Annotated in this window: 16 protein-coding genes, 1 tRNA gene and 1 pseudogene; 8 read left to right on the forward strand and 10 right to left on the reverse strand. The window is 40.7% G+C overall.

Going from position 1 to position 16,819, the window contains the following annotated elements; genetic code table 11:
* Positions 1-45 precede the first annotated feature (45 nt).
* Positions 46-831 (reverse strand): ABC transporter substrate-binding protein, encoded by a 786-nt coding sequence (locus HJG58_RS09190; protein WP_005068246.1) that lies wholly within the window; start codon positions 829-831, stop codon positions 46-48.
* A 175-nt stretch (positions 832-1,006) separates the two neighbouring features.
* Positions 1,007-2,035 (reverse strand): LysR family transcriptional regulator, encoded by a 1,029-nt coding sequence (locus tag HJG58_RS09195; RefSeq protein ID WP_170248656.1) that lies wholly within the window; start codon positions 2,033-2,035, stop codon positions 1,007-1,009.
* 200 nt (positions 2,036-2,235) lie between these two features.
* On the opposite strand from HJG58_RS09195, the gene adeF reads away from it, so the two are divergent.
* Genes adeF through HJG58_RS09210 form a run of 3 tightly spaced genes read left to right on the forward strand, consistent with a single transcriptional unit; the run spans position 2,236 to position 8,115 of the window.
* Positions 2,236-3,456, forward strand: a complete 1,221-nt coding sequence (adeF, locus tag HJG58_RS09200; protein ID WP_170248657.1) for a multidrug efflux RND transporter periplasmic adaptor subunit AdeF — start codon at positions 2,236-2,238, stop codon at positions 3,454-3,456.
* 6 nt (positions 3,457-3,462) lie between these two features.
* Positions 3,463-6,642, forward strand: a complete 3,180-nt coding sequence (gene adeG, locus HJG58_RS09205; protein WP_170248658.1) for a multidrug efflux RND transporter permease subunit AdeG — start codon at positions 3,463-3,465, stop codon at positions 6,640-6,642.
* A 12-nt stretch (positions 6,643-6,654) separates the two neighbouring features.
* Positions 6,655-8,115 (forward strand): efflux transporter outer membrane subunit, encoded by a 1,461-nt coding sequence (locus HJG58_RS09210; protein WP_170248659.1) that lies wholly within the window; start codon positions 6,655-6,657, stop codon positions 8,113-8,115.
* 47 nt (positions 8,116-8,162) lie between these two features.
* On the opposite strand, the gene glyA is transcribed toward HJG58_RS09210, so the two are convergent.
* Positions 8,163-9,416 (reverse strand): serine hydroxymethyltransferase, encoded by a 1,254-nt coding sequence (gene glyA / locus HJG58_RS09215; RefSeq protein ID WP_002118126.1) that lies wholly within the window; start codon positions 9,414-9,416, stop codon positions 8,163-8,165.
* Positions 9,417-9,476: 60 nt separating this feature from the next.
* On the opposite strand from glyA, the gene HJG58_RS09220 reads away from it, so the two are divergent.
* Positions 9,477-9,629 (forward strand): hypothetical protein, encoded by a 153-nt coding sequence (locus tag HJG58_RS09220; RefSeq protein ID WP_170248660.1) that lies wholly within the window; start codon positions 9,477-9,479, stop codon positions 9,627-9,629.
* A gap of 32 nt (positions 9,630-9,661) precedes the next feature.
* On the opposite strand, the pseudogene HJG58_RS18870 reads toward HJG58_RS09220, so the two are convergent.
* Positions 9,662-9,805 (reverse strand): annotated as a pseudogene (locus HJG58_RS18870) (alpha/beta hydrolase); the annotation flags it as partial.
* Between the two features lie 118 nt (positions 9,806-9,923).
* Between HJG58_RS18870 and HJG58_RS09225 the strand changes: the two are divergent.
* From HJG58_RS09225 to HJG58_RS09235, 3 genes are all read left to right on the forward strand, one after another.
* Positions 9,924-10,610: a putative quorum-sensing-regulated virulence factor gene (locus tag HJG58_RS09225; protein ID WP_068563355.1), complete on the forward strand. Its 687-nt coding sequence runs from the start codon at positions 9,924-9,926 to the stop codon at positions 10,608-10,610.
* A gap of 144 nt (positions 10,611-10,754) precedes the next feature.
* On the forward strand, positions 10,755-11,384 hold the full coding sequence (locus HJG58_RS09230) for a hypothetical protein (protein WP_170248661.1): 630 nt from the start codon (positions 10,755-10,757) through the stop codon (positions 11,382-11,384).
* Between the two features lie 102 nt (positions 11,385-11,486).
* Positions 11,487-11,563, forward strand: a tRNA-Arg gene (locus HJG58_RS09235).
* A gap of 74 nt (positions 11,564-11,637) precedes the next feature.
* On the opposite strand, the gene HJG58_RS09240 is transcribed toward HJG58_RS09235, so the two are convergent.
* The 5 genes from HJG58_RS09240 to HJG58_RS09260 form a co-directional block, all read right to left on the reverse strand.
* The gene (locus tag HJG58_RS09240) at positions 11,638-11,835 is read right to left on the reverse strand and encodes a hypothetical protein (RefSeq protein WP_049589906.1); all 198 of its coding nucleotides are present in this window, start codon (positions 11,833-11,835) and stop codon (positions 11,638-11,640) included.
* Between the two features lie 124 nt (positions 11,836-11,959).
* Positions 11,960-12,514, reverse strand: coding sequence for a lysozyme (locus HJG58_RS09245; RefSeq protein ID WP_170248662.1), 555 nt, complete (start codon positions 12,512-12,514; stop codon positions 11,960-11,962).
* Entirely contained in the window at positions 12,504-12,722 is a 219-nt protein-coding gene (locus HJG58_RS09250; RefSeq protein WP_001083663.1) for a hypothetical protein, read from the reverse strand. The genes HJG58_RS09245 and HJG58_RS09250 overlap by 11 nt, the downstream gene beginning before the upstream one ends.
* Complete coding sequence (locus tag HJG58_RS09255; RefSeq protein WP_000138208.1) at positions 12,719-13,075, reverse strand: hypothetical protein; 357 nt, start codon at positions 13,073-13,075, stop codon at positions 12,719-12,721. Before HJG58_RS09255 ends, HJG58_RS09250 begins: the two co-directional genes overlap by 4 nt.
* A gap of 234 nt (positions 13,076-13,309) precedes the next feature.
* Positions 13,310-13,699, reverse strand: a complete 390-nt coding sequence (locus tag HJG58_RS09260) for an acyltransferase family protein (protein WP_170248663.1) — start codon at positions 13,697-13,699, stop codon at positions 13,310-13,312.
* 172 nt (positions 13,700-13,871) lie between these two features.
* Here HJG58_RS09260 and HJG58_RS09265 point away from each other — a divergent pair, with 172 nt between their 5' ends.
* Positions 13,872-14,285 (forward strand): hypothetical protein, encoded by a 414-nt coding sequence (locus tag HJG58_RS09265; protein WP_170248664.1) that lies wholly within the window; start codon positions 13,872-13,874, stop codon positions 14,283-14,285.
* A 26-nt stretch (positions 14,286-14,311) separates the two neighbouring features.
* Here HJG58_RS09265 and HJG58_RS09270 read toward each other — a convergent pair whose 3' ends face one another.
* Positions 14,312-16,816: an SGNH/GDSL hydrolase family protein gene (locus HJG58_RS09270; RefSeq protein ID WP_170248665.1), complete on the reverse strand. Its 2,505-nt coding sequence runs from the start codon at positions 16,814-16,816 to the stop codon at positions 14,312-14,314.
* Positions 16,817-16,819 lie beyond the last annotated feature (3 nt).

Below are 16,819 nucleotides of genomic sequence, written 5' to 3' on the forward strand. Positions count from 1 at the left end.
AATAGATCTAAAAATGTCGGCACTAAGCCGACATTTTTCACATCATTAGTAAATGCTAAAGGAGAAATATTTTTTCTCGAGCTTTTTGTATGTCCCATCTGCAATGATTGCAGCAAGCGCTTTATTAATATTAGCTTTTAAATCTGCATCTTCTTTGCGTAAACCAATAGCTGCACCTACACCTAGTGTTTTTGCATCAACCACATTGCCACCAGCAAAACTGAAGTTTTTGCCTTTTGCTTGTTTTAAGAAAGCACCGTCAACCATAATTGCATCTTGTAAAGTTGCATCTAAACGACCTGACATCATGTCTTGATAAATCAAATCTTGGACTGGATAAGGTACAACCGTTACACCTTTTGGCGCCCAATAGGTTTTAGCATAAGTTTCTTGAATTGTGCCCTGTTGTACACCGACACGTTTACCTTTCAAAGAGGCAGCGGTAGGCAATAAAGGCGAGCCTTTTTTTGCAACCATACGGGTTGGTGTATTGTAGATTTTGCTACTAAATGCAATTTGTTTTGCACGCTCATCAGTGACGGTCATTGATGAAAGAATGCCATCAAATTTTTTCGCTTTAAGTGCTGGAATCATCCCATCAAAAGAGTTTTCAACCCAAACACATTTGGCTTTGAGTTTTGCACAAATTGCATTACCCAAATCAACATCAAAACCAGTTAACTTGCCATCTGGTGTTTTATATTCAAACGGCGCATAAGACGACTCAGTACCAAAACGAATCACCTTCCAATCCTTTGCTTGAACATTCGTTGCAACAGCAGCCAAAACTAAGGTTGTTGAAACGAACATTTTTTTCATAAAGCTTGCCATCTTGAAGCTTCTCCTTAAAATCCTAATAAGGTGATAAAAACTTGAGCAATTTCTAAATTACTCTTCTGCCGAAATAATTGCAATTTCTATACCAGTAAATTAAGGATTTATGAAGGTGTCTAAACAATGGACTCTATTAACTGTTTAAATGTTGAAAAATCACTCAAATTTTAAGCTAGTTTTTAAGTGTGTAAGCTTCCGCCATATTTTCATTTTCGACCAATGTCCGAATGGTATATTCATGGTTAAGTTCTTTGGCACTGGCAAATTCACATTTTTGATCCAATGACATTGAACAACCACTCAACAATGGACAACCTGCAAATAATTCAGCGACCCAATCTACGAAGACTCGAACTTTAGGCGATAAATGACGATTTTGTAGATAAACGACTGATATTGGCATAGGTGCAGGTAACCATTCAGTCAATACTTCCCTAAGTGCACCAGATTCTAAATGTTTTGCTACCATGTAATATGGACATTGAATTAAGCCAAAACCTTGCACTGCCAAATCAATATATGAATCACCATCGTTGACAGAAACACGCCCTTTCACACCAACGCTATGAATCTCACCGTTCACCATGAAATCCCAGTCGATATTGCGTCCTGTACGGCTGTTAAAGTAATGCACGACCTGATGTTTTTGTAGATCCTCAATGGTTTTGGGTTCCCCATGCTCCATCAAATAACGTGGTGCAGCAACCGTCACACACTGAATTGTTCCGATACGGCGCGCAACTAAACTTGAATCTTTAAGTTGACCAATACGAATGACACAGTCCACCGCATCTTGAACCAAATCGACCGGACGATCACTCATTCCAATCACCAAATCAATATCAGGATACTTGGAATGAAAATCACAAAGCATCGGAATCAGAATCAGCCGCCCAATTGAAGCTTTAACATCAATACGCAGTCGTCCTCGTGGCCCACGTTCCGAATCATGGAAAGTTGATTCTACGTCTTCGACATCAGCTAAAATTCGTGAAGTACGCTCATAATAAACCGCACCATCCGGTGTCAAACTAAGTTTACGGGTTGTTCGATTAAGCAATCGAACCTGTAAATGTTTCTCTAAAGCCTGAATGGTTATAGTCACTGAAGCACGCGGTAGGCCTAAACTGTCAGCCGCTAAACTGAAACTATTTGTTTCGACAACTTTGTTAAATACTTTCATGGCATGAAATAGATCCACACGCACACTCCTATCAATCAATGCATTTTTTAATCAAACACATCAATTGTTATAAAAATACGAATAGTGTTATCGAATTTAATATATTTATTCGTGATTGACAAACTTTTATGCTCCGTCCATCCCATAAACCCTGTTTCTCCCATACGGACCAAAACTAAAAGTCTGAAAACAGGTATCCAAATAACTAGGAGCACCTCATGTCATTTTCCCGCAAACAGTTCGCACTGTCTGCCATCTTTGTTGCCCTCTTAGCAACAGGAGGCAGTTTTATGTTTTTACATGAAAATGCCGATGCAAAAGCTGCACCGACCTCTGCCCAACAAGCTGCAACTGTTGATATTTCTAATGTCATCAGCAAAACCATTACAGACTGGCAAGAATATTCCGGTCGCTTAGAAGCCATTGATCAAATCGATATTCGGCCTCAAGTTTCCGGCAAACTGATTGCCGTACACTTCAAAGATGGAAGCCTCGTTAAAAAAGGCGATTTACTTTTTACAATTGATCCACGGCCTTTCGAGGCAGAACTGAATCGTGCCCAAGCACAACTCGCTTCAGCTGAAGCACAAGTCACTTATACGGGTTCTAATCTTTCTCGTATTCAACGTTTAATTCAAAGTAATGCTGTCTCACGTCAAGAACTAGATTTAGCTCAAAATGATGCTCGCTCAGCCAGTGCCAACCTACAAGCAGCTAGAGCAGCCGTTCAATCTGCCCGTTTAAATCTTGAGTACACCCGTATTACAGCACCAGTTAGTGGTCGAATTTCCCGTGCCGAAGTAACAGTCGGCAATGTAGTCTCTGCGGGTAACGGTGCACAAGTCTTAACAAGTTTAGTATCTGTCTCTCGCCTCTATGCATCTTTCGATGTTGATGAACAAACTTATCTGAAATATATCAGTAATCAGCGCAACTCAGCACAAGTTCCTGTTTATATGGGACTTGCCAATGAAACTGGTTTCTCTCGCGAAGGTACGATCAACTCAATTGACAATAACCTAGATGCAACCTCGGGTACGATTCGTGTTCGCGCGACTTTTGATAATCCAAATGGGGTTTTATTACCGGGCTTATATGCACGAATCCGTTTAGGCGGTGGTCAACCTCGTTCAGCAATTCTGATTAGCCCAACCGCAGTTGGGGTCGATCAAGATAAACGCTTTGTCGTAGTAGTTGATGCTAAAAATCAGACGGCCTACCGTGAAGTAAAACTCGGTGCACAACAAGATGGTTTGCAAATCGTGAATAGCGGACTACAAGCAGGTGATCGTATTGTGGTGAACGGTTTACAGCGAATTCGTCCGGGTGACCCTGTTACGCCACACCTCGTTCCGATGCCAAATGCGCAAATCACTGCTAACGCTACTCCTCCTCAACCTCAGCCAACAGATAAAACATCAACTCCGGCAAAAGGTTAATCACATATGAATATTTCTAAATTTTTTATTGATCGGCCGATCTTTGCTGGTGTTTTATCAGTACTGATTTTACTCGCCGGTCTGCTTTCGGTATTCCAATTACCGATTTCTGAATACCCAGAAGTTGTTCCGCCCTCTGTGGTGGTACGTGCTCAATATCCGGGTGCAAACCCTAAAGTGATTGCTGAAACCGTTGCCTCTCCGCTTGAAGAATCAATCAACGGCGTCGAAGACATGTTGTATATGCAATCTCAGGCTAACAGCGACGGTAATTTAACCATTACGGTGAACTTTAAGCTCGGTATCGACCCAGACAAAGCGCAACAACTGGTTCAAAACCGTGTATCTCAGGCTATGCCTCGTTTACCTGAAGATGTACAGCGCTTAGGTGTTACTACTTTAAAAAGCTCACCGACTTTAACCATGGTAGTGCATCTGACCTCACCAGATAGTCGCTATGACATGACCTACTTACGCAACTATGCGGTACTCAACGTAAAAGACCGTTTAGCGCGTTTACAAGGGGTTGGTGAAGTCGGATTATTTGGTTCTGGTGACTACGCGATGCGTGTATGGCTCGACCCGCAAAAAGTAGCACAGCGCAACCTCACCGCGACCGAAATTGTGAATGCAATCCGTGAACAAAACATTCAGGTTGCAGCGGGTACAATCGGTGCATCCCCAAGTAATTCACCTTTACAGCTTTCAGTCAATGCTCAAGGCCGCTTAACGACTGAGCAAGAATTCGCAGATATCATTTTAAAAACTGCACCCGACGGCGCGGTTACCCGATTGGGTGATGTTGCTCGTGTTGAACTCGCAGCTTCACAATATGGCTTACGTTCATTACTCGATAATAAACAAGCAGTCGCGATTCCAATTTTCCAAGCTCCGGGTGCGAATGCTTTGCAAGTTTCTGATCAAGTGCGTAGCACGATGAAGGAGCTTTCAAAAGATTTTCCATCTTCAATTAAATACGACATTGTTTATGACCCGACTCAATTCGTACGTGCCAGTATTAAAGCAGTAGTTCATACCTTACTTGAAGCAATTGCACTGGTTGTTGTGGTTGTTATTTTATTCTTACAAACATGGCGTGCCTCAATCATTCCATTGCTTGCTGTACCAGTTTCAATTATTGGTACATTCGCGCTCATGCTCACTTTTGGTTACTCAATCAATGCACTATCACTATTCGGGATGGTACTTGCCATCGGCATTGTGGTCGATGACGCGATTGTCGTTGTCGAAAATGTCGAGAGGAATATTGAAGCAGGTTTAAGCCCAAGAGATGCAACTTATCGCGCCATGCGAGAAGTGAGCGGACCGATTATTGCCATTGCTTTAACGCTGGTTGCCGTGTTCGTTCCCCTTGCCTTTATGACAGGCTTAACAGGGCAATTTTATAAACAATTTGCCATGACGATTGCCATTTCAACGGTCATTTCGGCATTTAACTCCCTTACCCTATCTCCTGCTTTGGCAGCCATGTTACTAAAAGGACATGATGCTAAACCTGATGCATTAACACGCATTATGAACCGTGTATTCGGACGTTTCTTTGCGCTGTTTAACCGTGTATTTACACGCGCTTCAGACAACTATGGTAAAGGTGTAAGTCGTGTTATCTCTCATAAAGCTTCGGCAATGGGTGTCTATGCAGTACTCCTAGGTTTAACCGTTGGGATTTCTTATATTGTTCCAGGTGGCTTCGTACCTGCTCAAGACAAGCAATACTTGATTAGCTTTGCTCAACTACCAAATGGCGCTTCATTAGATCGTACTGAAGCGGTGATTCGCAAAATGAGTGACACTGCACTTAAACAGCCTGGTGTAGAAAGTGCTGTTGCCTTCCCAGGCCTCTCAATTAATGGTTTCACTAATAGCTCTAGCGCAGGTATTGTCTTTGTGACTTTAAAGCCATTCGACGAACGTAAGGCTAAAGACTTATCTGCAAATGCAATTGCTGGTGCTCTTAACCAGAAATATTCAGCTATTCAAGATGCCTATATTGCAGTTTTCCCACCACCACCAGTGATGGGCTTAGGGACCATGGGCGGCTTTAAACTACAACTTGAAGACCGAAGTGCCTTAGGCTATTCAGCCTTGAATGATGCTGCACAAAACTTTATGAAAGCAGCACAATCAGCCCCTGAACTTGGTCCAATGTTCTCAAGTTATCAAATTAACGTACCTCAACTCAATGTAGATCTGGACCGTGTAAAAGCTAAACAGCAAGGTGTTGCCGTGACAGATGTTTTCAACACCATGCAGATTTATTTAGGCTCTCAGTACGTTAACGACTTTAACCGCTTTGGACGTGTTTATCAGGTTCGTGCACAAGCCGATGCGCCTTTCCGTGCGAACCCTGAAGATATTTTGCAGCTTAAAACCCGAAACAGTGCCGGACAAATGGTGCCGTTATCTTCATTGGTAAATGTAACTCAAACCTATGGTCCTGAAATGGTCGTTCGTTATAACGGCTATACCTCAGCAGATATTAACGGCGGCCCTGCACCAGGTTATTCATCTAGCCAAGCAGAAGCGGCGGTTGAACGTATTGCTGCTCAAACTCTACCACGTGGTATCAAGTTTGAATGGACAGATTTAACTTACCAAAAAATCTTGGCTGGTAATGCAGGACTCTGGGTATTCCCAATTAGTGTCTTACTGGTGTTCTTAGTTTTAGCTGCTCAATATGAAAGTCTAACTTTACCTTTAGCTGTAATTTTAATTGTACCAATGGGAATCTTGGCGGCTCTGACAGGTGTCTGGCTGACAGGTGGAGATAACAACATCTTTACCCAAATCGGTTTGATGGTACTGGTCGGACTGGCCTGCAAAAATGCCATCTTAATTGTCGAGTTTGCACGGGAACTTGAAATGCAAGGTGCGACTGCATTCAAAGCTGCTGTTGAAGCAAGTCGTCTACGTTTACGCCCAATTTTAATGACTTCTATTGCATTCATTATGGGTGTTGTACCGCTTGTTACCTCAACTGGTGCAGGGTCTGAAATGCGTCATGCCATGGGCATTGCAGTGTTCTTCGGCATGATCGGTGTAACGTTGTTTGGTTTGTTCCTGACCCCTGCCTTTTATGTCCTGATTCGTACACTGAACAGCAAACATAAATTGCATTCGGCAGCAGTTCATGAAGCACCTTTATCTACCCCACATGATCATTAAGGAGGACATTTGATGGCTACAGCAAAACAAAGCTTATTATTGTCCTCACTCATGGGAAGCCTGCTGCTTGCAGGCTGCTCTTTGGCTCCGGAATATCAACCTGCAAAGGTCATAGTTCCCGTCAAATTTAAAGAGTCTGACCCTAAACTTGAGGATAATAACTGGAAAATTGCCCAACCTGCCGATCAGCAGGTTCGAGGTGAATGGTGGCGTGTTTTTAATGATGTTCAATTAAATGAGCTAGAACAACAAGCGATTGCCGGCAACCAAAGTCTAAAAGCCGCAGCTGCTAATATTCAAGCTTCCCGCGCATTACGTTCAGCAGCACAAGCTGAACGCTTGCCAAGTATTCGTGCTGGCTTTGGTCCAACTCGGCAAAAACCTTCTCCCGCTTCATTGGGTCTAGATGACAATACTCATACGTCTGCACAGACCTTATGGCGTGCTCAAGCCAATGTTTCATATGAGCTCGATTTATTTGGCCGTATTGCCAGTAGTGTCAATGCAGCAACAGCTGATGTACAGCAACAAGAAGCTCTATATCAATCGGCGCTTTTAGCGTTACAGGCAGATGTTGCCCAAGGATACTTTCTCATTCGTCAGCTTGATGCCGAACAAGCAATTTATAATCGCACCATTAAGTTACTTGGCGAGACACGCGACTTAGTTCAAACACGTTTTAGAAATGGTTTAGTCAGTGAATTAGATGTTTCTCGCGCACAGACCGAACTTGCTACAGCACAAACGAGCGCATTAAATATTGCTCGTAACAGAGCCAATGCAGAGCATGCACTTGCAGTATTGTTAGGCAAAACACCAGCTGAGTTTAGCTTGGCAGTTCAACCTTTAACTGCAAACAGCATTCGTCTTCCAGCAGGTTTACCTTCGGCTTTACTTGAAAGACGACCTGACATTGCGGCTGCCGAGCGTGCTATGGCAGCAGATAATGCACGTATTGGAATTGCGCGTGCTGCTTTCTTCCCAAAACTGGACCTAACTGGTGCTCTCGGTTATGAATCATCAAGTTTAGGTGAGTTGGGTAAATGGTCGAGCCGTACATTCTTGCTTGGTCCAGTGGCAGGTACAATTTTATCTTTGCCATTATTTGACGGCGGGCAACGTAAGGCTGGAATTGCTCAAGCACGAGCTGCTTATGAAGAAAGCGTTGCAAACTATCGCCAAACTGTATTGAATGCATTTCGCGAAGTTGAAAATGGTTTATCAGATCAAAGAATACTTGATCAGCAAATTCAGGCTCAAAGCCAAGCACTCTCTTCTTCTCGTCATGCAAATCAATTGTCTCATTTACGTTATCGAGAAGGTGCGATTAGCTATCTTGATGTGATTGACTCAGATCGGACTATTTTGCAACAAGAGCAACTTTCTGCACAGCTAAACGGCAGTAGAATGATGGCTAGTGTAGATTTAATCCGCGCATTAGGGGGTGGATGGCAGGCTGTTTCAACTAACTAACGTGACATAAAAAAAGCGCCATACGGCGCTTTTTTTATATTTACAACTTATTGTGCGTATACAGGGAATTTTGCACAAACAGTTTCAACTTTCGCTTTTACGTCAGCAATAACTTTTTCGTCACCTTTGCTGTCAATCACGTCAGCGATCCAACCAGCAAGTTCACGAACTTCAGCTTCACCGAAACCACGAGTTGTTACCGCTGGAGTACCGATACGGATACCAGAAGTCACAAATGGAGAACGTGGGTCATTTGGAACTGAGTTTTTGTTCACAGTAATGTGAGCAGCACCTAACCAAGCATCTGCATCTTTACCAGTTACATCTTGCTTGATTAAAGATAACAAGAACAAGTGGTTGTCTGTACCGCCAGAAACAACATCATAACCACGAGCGATGAATACTTCAGCCATAGCTTGAGCATTTTTCACAACTTGTTGTTGGTAAGCTTTGAAGTCATCAGACATAGCTTCTTTGAAGCAGATTGCTTTAGCAGCAATCGCATGCATTAATGGACCACCTTGGTTACCAGGGAATACAGCTGATTGAAGTTTTTTCTCAATTTCTTCATTCGCTTTCGCAAGGATTAAACCAGAACGTGGACCACGAAGCGTTTTGTGAGTCGTAGTTGTAGTTACGTCAGCAATTTGAACTGGGTTTGGATATACACCAGCAGCAACAAGACCTGCAACGTGAGCCATATCAACAAAAAGGTAAGCGCCAACTTTGTCCGCGATGTCACGGAAACGCTGCCAATCTACAACACGGCTATAAGCAGAGAAACCAGCAACGATCATACGTGGCTTGTGCTCTAATGCTAAACGTTCAACTTCTTCGTAATCGATCTCGCCAGTTTCAGCGTTTAGACCGTATTGAACTGCATTATAAGTTTTACCAGAGAAGCTTACTTTAGCACCGTGAGTCAAGTGACCACCGTGAGCCAAGCTCATACCTAAAACAGTATCACCTGGGTTAAGAAGCGCTAAATAAACAGCAGAGTTAGCTTGTGAACCAGCGTGTGGTTGAACGTTTGCGTAATCTGCACCAAAAAGTTCTTTAGCACGATCAATCGCCATTTGCTCGATGATATCCACATACTCGCAACCGCCATAATAGCGTTTGCCTGGATAACCTTCTGCATATTTGTTCGTAAGTTTTGATCCTTGCGCTTCCATCACAGCAGGAGAGCAATAGTTTTCAGATGCAATTAACTCGATATGTGCTTCTTGACGCTCACCTTCAGAAGCAATTGCTTGAGCTAATTCTGGATCAAATTCAGAAATGGAAATATTGGCAAACATTAGCGGGGGTCCTATAAATTAGGGCTTTTAAGCCGTGCTAAGATTGCGGCATATTGTAGCATGAACTTTATAATTAAACAGAATGAAGTTAGCTCAGTTTTAAATAAAAATGGCTCAAGTTTTATAAAAAATGAGCCATTGTTTATAAATCAAATAAAAAGCTCGTCTAAAGCTTATATTTTAAATGTCTTCATCGTTAATTTTAGCTTATAACAATATTAAAAAGTTTTTAAATATCAATGACTCTATTGAGCTGATAGTAAGGTCTGAACATTTCCAACAATATTATCTACATTACTGCTCATCACCGTGCCATGGTCCCAGTTACTCGTCACATAACTATTAATTTTAGTGCCTACGACAGTGGCATTAGATATCAATAAAACTGTTTTCCAACCAAATATCTAGTAGCCTACTTTAATCTAATTCTGTCCTTAGAAAATGTTTTAAAGTAGATAGCCAACTGTTAACATTCTTGATTACTCGTGATTGTTTAAAGGGCCAGTTATGCAAACCATTATTTTAGATACAGAAACACATACGCTAAATGGTTTGCCTATTGAAATTGCGTATGCACCAATTGAAATTAACGAAGGTAAGCTGACTTTAGATAAGAGCAAATTGTTTGATCAACTTTATCAGGTTGGTGCACCTATCTCTTACGCGGCTATGGCAGTACACCATATATTAGAGTCAGATTTAGAAAACCAACCCCACTATAAAAACTTTAAATTGCCAGAGACTACAACTTATATTATTGGTCACAATATTGATTACGATATTGCCGCGATTGCTCGTTGTGGTGTGGATGTATCGAATATCAAACCGATTTGTACTCTAGCTTTAGCGCGCAAAACTTGGCCTGATGCAGAAGCGCATAATATTTCTGCACTCATCTATATGATTTCTCAAGGCAGCAGTAAAGCTCGAGAATTGCTCAAAGGCGCGCACCGAGCCGATGCGGATATTATTTTGACTGCTAATATTTTGATGCATATTGTCTATCATTTAAATATTCAAGACATTGAAGAGCTTTACCGAGTTTCTGAAGAAGCACGTATCCCTACGACTATTAATTTTGGTAAGCATAAAGGCACAGCAATTGCTGAACTTCCTAAAGACTATATTCAATGGTTATTACGTCAAGATGAACTTGACGTCTATTTACGTAAAGCGTTAGAAGGCGCATTTTAAAGTCTTAAATAGATGATATTCATCAATTCTTCATTATATTGTCATTTTTGAGTTTTATCGTTAACCCCATTTATATTTTATTAAAAACAGTACTGTTCAACTGAGAAAATTGAACAGTCTGATTTATATTTTATTTGGGGAAAAATGATGGCTGGTTTTTATCGAACTAATTTAGGAAGAGTCGCGCTTCAACAACGCAACATTACTTTAAATGCAAAACAAAGACGTTTACTACTATTAATAGATCACGAGGATTTTCAAAATTTAAATAGCGAATTTAAAAAACGTATTGCATCTCCAGAGCTTATTCAACAGCTTATCGACTTAAAACTCATTGCTCCTTCTGGCGAAAATTATTCAGAATTAAATGAACAAATATCTTTCCCATCATCATCCGTAACTACAATAGAAGCTCATCAAAAAAATAATATAGATGATAGTAAAAGTAACGATATAGTTAGTGAAATTCAGGTTACTCAATCATCATCTTTTCAACTTTCACCTACTGAAATTACCCAGCCATCAATTCCAGTTCAACAGCTCTCTTTTGAAGAGATACAACAGTTGATGAAGCAAAGCTTGAGTCAATATTGTGGGCTTATGGCAAAACCACTTATTCAGAAAATAGAACAAATAAAAACGATTCAAGAGCTTAAAATGTGCCAAATGCAATGGATTACCAACTTACAGGAGTCGCGTATTCCACCTCATAAACTAGCATATACGCTTCATTCTATTAATTATTCAATTCAACTTATTCAACAACGCATCTAAAAAAGCAACAAGCTGCTGTTTAATTAAGCATTAAACTCACTTGTTACCTATTTCGTGCTTTACCTATTGGTGTTTTTTTCCTATGATGTGGCCCACACATGTGCGCTCGTAGCTCAGTTGGATAGAGTACAGGTTTCCGAAGCCTGGGGTCGTGGGTTCGATCCCCGCCGGGCGCACCAATCTATTTTACAAAATCAATAACTTAACTATATTTTGGCGTATATTTGGCGTAATGCGCTATTTATCCACAGGTTTAGAGGTAATTTTGCTTCTTATCAAAGGTCCATCTTTTACCGTTGTATGTCACAGTGCCATCTAAATTTATTGGCAACTCTTTTAATGAGTAATCATAGATTTTAAGAACAATCCCGTTCTTATCTAAATCAGCGGGTAGATTGCAAGTATTTTCCATCCTGCCCGCTTCCGAAACCATGATCATGACTTGCGACATCACAAAGCCCTTACACAAATCGAGACGTTCACATTACTATTAATAGTGTGAGCTGTGCAACCTGAGAAGATTAAGCACAGCAATGTGATGATCGATGCAATTTTAGTACGCTGACACATATAAGTTACTTCTTTAAAAAGAGTGCTCGCTCTGCTTCTCGGCGACGAACTAGACCTTTCATAACTTTTCCACCTGCTTTGTTCCACACTAGGAACTGATCAGCAGCACCCAGATAGTCACCTTTATTCAGTTTTTTTAATAAGGTTGAATTATTAAAAGCACCTGAGCCAATGTTGTAAGTCAGTGAAACCAAAGCATCAAACTGGTTTTGACTTAAAGGCACTATCACAGATTCATTTACTGTTTTTTCAAATTTGGCCAAGTCGTGTTTAAAGTAAGCTTTAGCTTGTTCAGGTGTGCAAGTATCACCTTGCTTAACCTTCACACCATTTGGATAAACTGTAGTGCCAGTTCCAATAGTCCAGATACCCACACCATCATCATAAGCTTTAAAGCGCGTATCTTCGAAGCCTGAAATTAGTTCCACTCCAACATCACTTGTCGTTTTCCCACTTGGTGCAAGTTTTTCGACCACTTTATTTAAATCATCTACTTGTGCTTGCGTTAGTTTACCACCTGCAATGACACGGGCAGCGTCGAAGAATGGTTTAGTTGTCATTGGATTCACCTTTCTTTTTCTCTAATTCAGAGCTACCAAAATAAAAGCCACATGCAGTTGTCATAGCCCCAGCAATGAAGCCCAATGCCGTATTAATCAGATTGCTGTTTTCTCGCGGCATATCCACAAAAAATAAAGCAATCACTAAAACAAACATCAGTCCCACTAATGCGAAAGCTAGATATGCGCGAGTATTTTCACTGTTCATCTTTTTGCTTCCTCCAACCGTGATACTTTCTCTTTAATTAAAGATTGATCTTGGCTTAATTGAATAATTGAAGATCCAACCCAAGCGCACAGCGAAAATACGATTCCTGCAAAGATGCCAAGCAGTACACGCAATACAGAAAGACCGCCATCTTGCGCTGCTGTGCGGTTTTCTAAATTGGCGACTTTGATATCCAATGTATCGATATCTTTTTTGTTCTGTTCGCTAGTCTCTTTGTGCGCTTCATTAATGAAAGTCAGTCGAGTAACATGATCTGACAACATGCGAATATCACTCTGAATGGAGTCGATTTTCTTTTCAAATCTCAACCCGTATGATTCATTTTCAGTCATGCCTTCCCCCTTTCGTTTAGGCAATAAAAAAGCACCCAGATTGGGTGCTTCATTTCAAGAAAATTTCTAATCTTTATTTAGAAACTCAATTTTTAGTGAACTTTTCAATAACCATGTAGCAAGAAAAAGTAAGAAAGCAATAAATATAAAAACCTTATCCCCCGAAACTATGCCACCGATAAGCGCTAAAATAGTTAGAATAAAGAATGTCACAACCATAAGTACTTTCATCAACTAGCTTACCTGTTCTATCTTCTTCACTTCAAAGGTAGTAGATTTTTTACCAATCTTAATAAATGGTTTTTCATAAACTCTGTATGAAATATTTGCAGCAATGATTGTTGCGACTGAAGTAACAATAATGCAAAGTACTGGTTGATGAACTACCTTATTAACAAACATGTAAACGACTGGATGTAATAAGTAGACACCATATGTAGCTTCACCCAAGTTTGCAAAAGGTTTAGAAAACCAATTTGGCAAATCTATCTCTAGCTTATAGAAGCCTAATGTCAAAGCTATTGAAGCCAACGCAAAAACAACCCGATTTACCCCAGTAGTTGCTGTTACTTTTTGCGTTATTGTTGCTGCACCAACCCCGAATGCAGACTGCGTTTCAGACATTTTGACTCTCCAAAATTAAGTAAAATCAAAAAAGCCCTAACTTTTAAAAAGTTAGAGCTTGTGATTATTAGCCGCAAGGCTATATAATTAAGACTTCAATAAAATATAATTAATGGTTGATATTTACACCTTTAGCACTAAAATAGAACAAAACTTACTACTTTAAACTTTTATGAACTTGAAAATATTTTCTATATTAATCTCATCTTTAATTTTATCTGCCTGCGCTTCACAAACTAAAAATGAAGATATTCAGTCCATCAGATTAGTACCTAAACCTGATATGTCTGGGATGTCGCTTATTTTGTCTTGTGATTTAAATAAACGAGAAGCAAAAGCAACAATAACAAGTCCTGTTGTATTAGAAAAAGAGTTCAGGTTTACAAGTGATAAAGATGAATTGAACCTTTATGCCAAAGTTGCAGATGATCTAAGTGTATTTTCTGCAGAAAATAGCAAAAAGATTCTTAACCTTATCTACCAAGCTAATACACTAAAAGTTACAACGTCTTTCACAAATAATGCCGAGTTTGATTTGGCAAAGTATAAAACTGATATTCAAAACAAACTCAAAGCATGTATTTAAAAAAAGCACCCATTTGGGTGCTTTTTTTAGCGAATCAACTCAGGCATATCTATCAACACTTGTTGTAATAGTCTTTGCTGACCTGCTGGGTTAACATGGATATGATCACCACTATCATAGATAGGATCCCATGTCACACCATCATTGTTTAGTGATACAGCTTTAGCAAATTCAATATATCGATAAGGACCAAAATAACCGTTACGTATATCATCATTCATGGCTGTGCGAAGTGCTTGAGAGTCATTTCTTGGAATTTGCGTAACTAGAATAGGCTCTGCACCAATAGCCAACGTGTCAGCAATATTCTGCTGCATGTTAGTTCGCCATGTAGCCTGAGATGTGTCATTGGTACCAAGTGCCCATATAACATATTTAGGACGCCATGCCATAAGATCATATTCTTTACGCTTCAAGAAGTTAGGCGTTTCGTCACCAGAACGACCACCAACAATAGCATCAGCATTCATTCTACGCATATCAGCCAACATAAACGCCCATGTTTTGTTTGGTAATACAGTGGCTGCGCGCTCAGAGTTACTATCACCCTCAATGACGAAATGTACTTCACGAGGATAGAATGCCGTGAAACGATAGTTTTTAAACTTCACGCTGCCAGATATGAATGTAAACCCAGCTCTACCGTGAAACTGTACGTATGGATTAGTACCCGAGTACTCTACTGTATTGGTTTGGCCCGTAACCTTATTAATTAGTTTAACGGTGCTAAAATACCCACGTTTTTCAACACTAAGAATATAAGGTGTATTTGCTACCAGTGGTTGCATGTCTACCGATGCTACTGGTGTGCCTGCTGTTGCTGACCCGTCCCACAACATAATGTGTAGCTTTTTATTAGAACCATCAACCAGTGCCACCGCCGCGCCTGAATTAGTTTCAATGGGTGCTGTGCAAAAACCAAAAACACTATTAATGTCAGCTACAATGAACTCTTGCCGATATTCCCTGTTAGCTAGAGCCGAGAAGCCGGTAGACAAGGCATTGACATTCCATCCACCTGTAGCAGGGCTTTGCAAGCCCGTATCGTCAATAGTCCAATTGGGAGCTGTCCAACGCTCAGGTATTGTACTGCCACTGAATATTTGTGAATCAAGCACAGTTGAATAGACTGGAGGCGTTGCGTGCAGTTCGTTATTCTCAAGAGCCACCACACGATCTTCAAGATTTAAGCTTGATGATTCATATGTAAACTCAGCTGAAATTGGTTGATTGTTACTGTTTTTAGAAACTGTAACATTGGCATTTAGCTGAATATCAGTTGAAGCTATATACGAGAAGCCACCAGCAATTCCAACTTGAGCCAAAGGTGCATCAATTTCAGTAGTCCCTGCTATTAACGCATAGCCGCCTTTTGGTACAAAAATATCACCAAAGTGCTTTGATGTTGCTGTAACGACACCGTTTGCATCGGAAGGCGCCAAAACCTGTTTGACAGTTGTAACTTTATGGGTCCCATCGGCATTTGGAGCAAGGATACATAACCTAAATAAAACATCCTTGCTAATACTTCTGGTTGTATATTTGATTTGGCTTAACTTCCCGAACTTTGTAAGAGCATCAATATTGCCATATGCAAAACTAAATGATCCTGTTGTGTTCGGGGTGTTCAAGACACCTTGCTTAAAAGTGCTTATGGATTCTACCACCCCATATCCAACGGCCAAGCGCGTCATAGGATCAATATTTTGAACAGTTGCAAGCTGACTATCTGTTAAGACATCAATTTGAAATTCTAGTGAGTTGCGAGAACGGCTAATTGCTACTTGCTGACCGATTGTTAATGTTTGGGTAATAACAAGACTCCCAAGCGGATCACCAGAACTAACGATTTTCCCGCGAATAAAGATTCCACTAACCCACGCTAAAGTGACTAAATCGTTTTTTTCAACACGAATCGGGTTGTCAATTAAAGAAACTTCACTTTGAGGATAAGAGACATCATATAGGCGCGTCTCAATTAGTGTCGCCCCTTTGTCACTTGGTCGATATACTTGAACCCTTACTTTTGCAGGGCCGCCAGCCAATTGAGTTCTAAATTTTTTGATGAAGCCGGATTCATTTACTTGCACTGCGTAAGCTTGTGGACCATCTTGCGAAATTAGAGTTGTTGTAGATGTCCCGGTGTAATAACCAAATTGTTTAATGCCTTTTGGTGCAGCGACTGCAGCATTTTCTGCATAGCGTTTTGCAATATCAAGTTCGCTCTCACCAGTATCGTACCAAGCTGGAGTTGTTAGTGGTGCGCGGACTTCCCAAATCCAAATCTTTTTAGTATCAAGCGCTTTTGCCGCCCGCTTTGGTAGCAATGGAGTTGAAGCAAGTAATTGTGCTTCGGTAGCAAAAGGCTCATATGCACCATTTTCCATCAGTGTGCGAATGGCCTTTGCAAGGCTAGGATAGACACGTCCTAAACGACTAATTATATCTGTGAATTCATCGCTACTAGTGAACTGTTCTACAGTTCCCATGTCGACAATTGCGTTATCTACTTTGGTTTGTAAATCTGACATATT

It is taken from the genome of Acinetobacter geminorum (assembly GCF_013009345.1).
GTDB lineage: Bacteria > Pseudomonadota > Gammaproteobacteria > Pseudomonadales > Moraxellaceae > Acinetobacter > Acinetobacter geminorum.

Excerpts from the sequence above, each read along its gene's own strand:
- HJG58_RS09190 (WP_005068246.1), bottom strand. The coding sequence starts at position 831 with ATGGCAAGCTTTATGAAAAAAATGTTCGTTTCAACAACCTTAGTTTTG.
- adeF (WP_170248657.1), top strand. The coding sequence starts at position 2,236 with ATGTCATTTTCCCGCAAACAGTTCGCACTGTCTGCCATCTTTGTTGCC.
- adeG (WP_170248658.1), top strand. The coding sequence starts at position 3,463 with ATGAATATTTCTAAATTTTTTATTGATCGGCCGATCTTTGCTGGTGTT.
- HJG58_RS09210 (WP_170248659.1), top strand. The coding sequence starts at position 6,655 with ATGGCTACAGCAAAACAAAGCTTATTATTGTCCTCACTCATGGGAAGC.
- glyA (WP_002118126.1), bottom strand. The coding sequence starts at position 9,416 with ATGTTTGCCAATATTTCCATTTCTGAATTTGATCCAGAATTAGCTCAA.
- HJG58_RS09220 (WP_170248660.1), top strand. The coding sequence starts at position 9,477 with ATGAACTTTATAATTAAACAGAATGAAGTTAGCTCAGTTTTAAATAAA.
- HJG58_RS09225 (WP_068563355.1), top strand. The coding sequence starts at position 9,924 with ATGCAAACCATTATTTTAGATACAGAAACACATACGCTAAATGGTTTG.
- HJG58_RS09230 (WP_170248661.1), top strand. The coding sequence starts at position 10,755 with ATGATGGCTGGTTTTTATCGAACTAATTTAGGAAGAGTCGCGCTTCAA.
- HJG58_RS09240 (WP_049589906.1), bottom strand. The coding sequence starts at position 11,835 with ATGTCGCAAGTCATGATCATGGTTTCGGAAGCGGGCAGGATGGAAAAT.
- HJG58_RS09245 (WP_170248662.1), bottom strand. The coding sequence starts at position 12,514 with ATGACAACTAAACCATTCTTCGACGCTGCCCGTGTCATTGCAGGTGGT.
- HJG58_RS09250 (WP_001083663.1), bottom strand. The coding sequence starts at position 12,722 with ATGAACAGTGAAAATACTCGCGCATATCTAGCTTTCGCATTAGTGGGA.
- HJG58_RS09255 (WP_000138208.1), bottom strand. The coding sequence starts at position 13,075 with ATGACTGAAAATGAATCATACGGGTTGAGATTTGAAAAGAAAATCGAC.
- HJG58_RS09260 (WP_170248663.1), bottom strand. The coding sequence starts at position 13,699 with ATGTCTGAAACGCAGTCTGCATTCGGGGTTGGTGCAGCAACAATAACG.
- HJG58_RS09265 (WP_170248664.1), top strand. The coding sequence starts at position 13,872 with ATGAACTTGAAAATATTTTCTATATTAATCTCATCTTTAATTTTATCT.
- HJG58_RS09270 (WP_170248665.1), bottom strand. The coding sequence starts at position 16,816 with ATGTCAGATTTACAAACCAAAGTAGATAACGCAATTGTCGACATGGGA.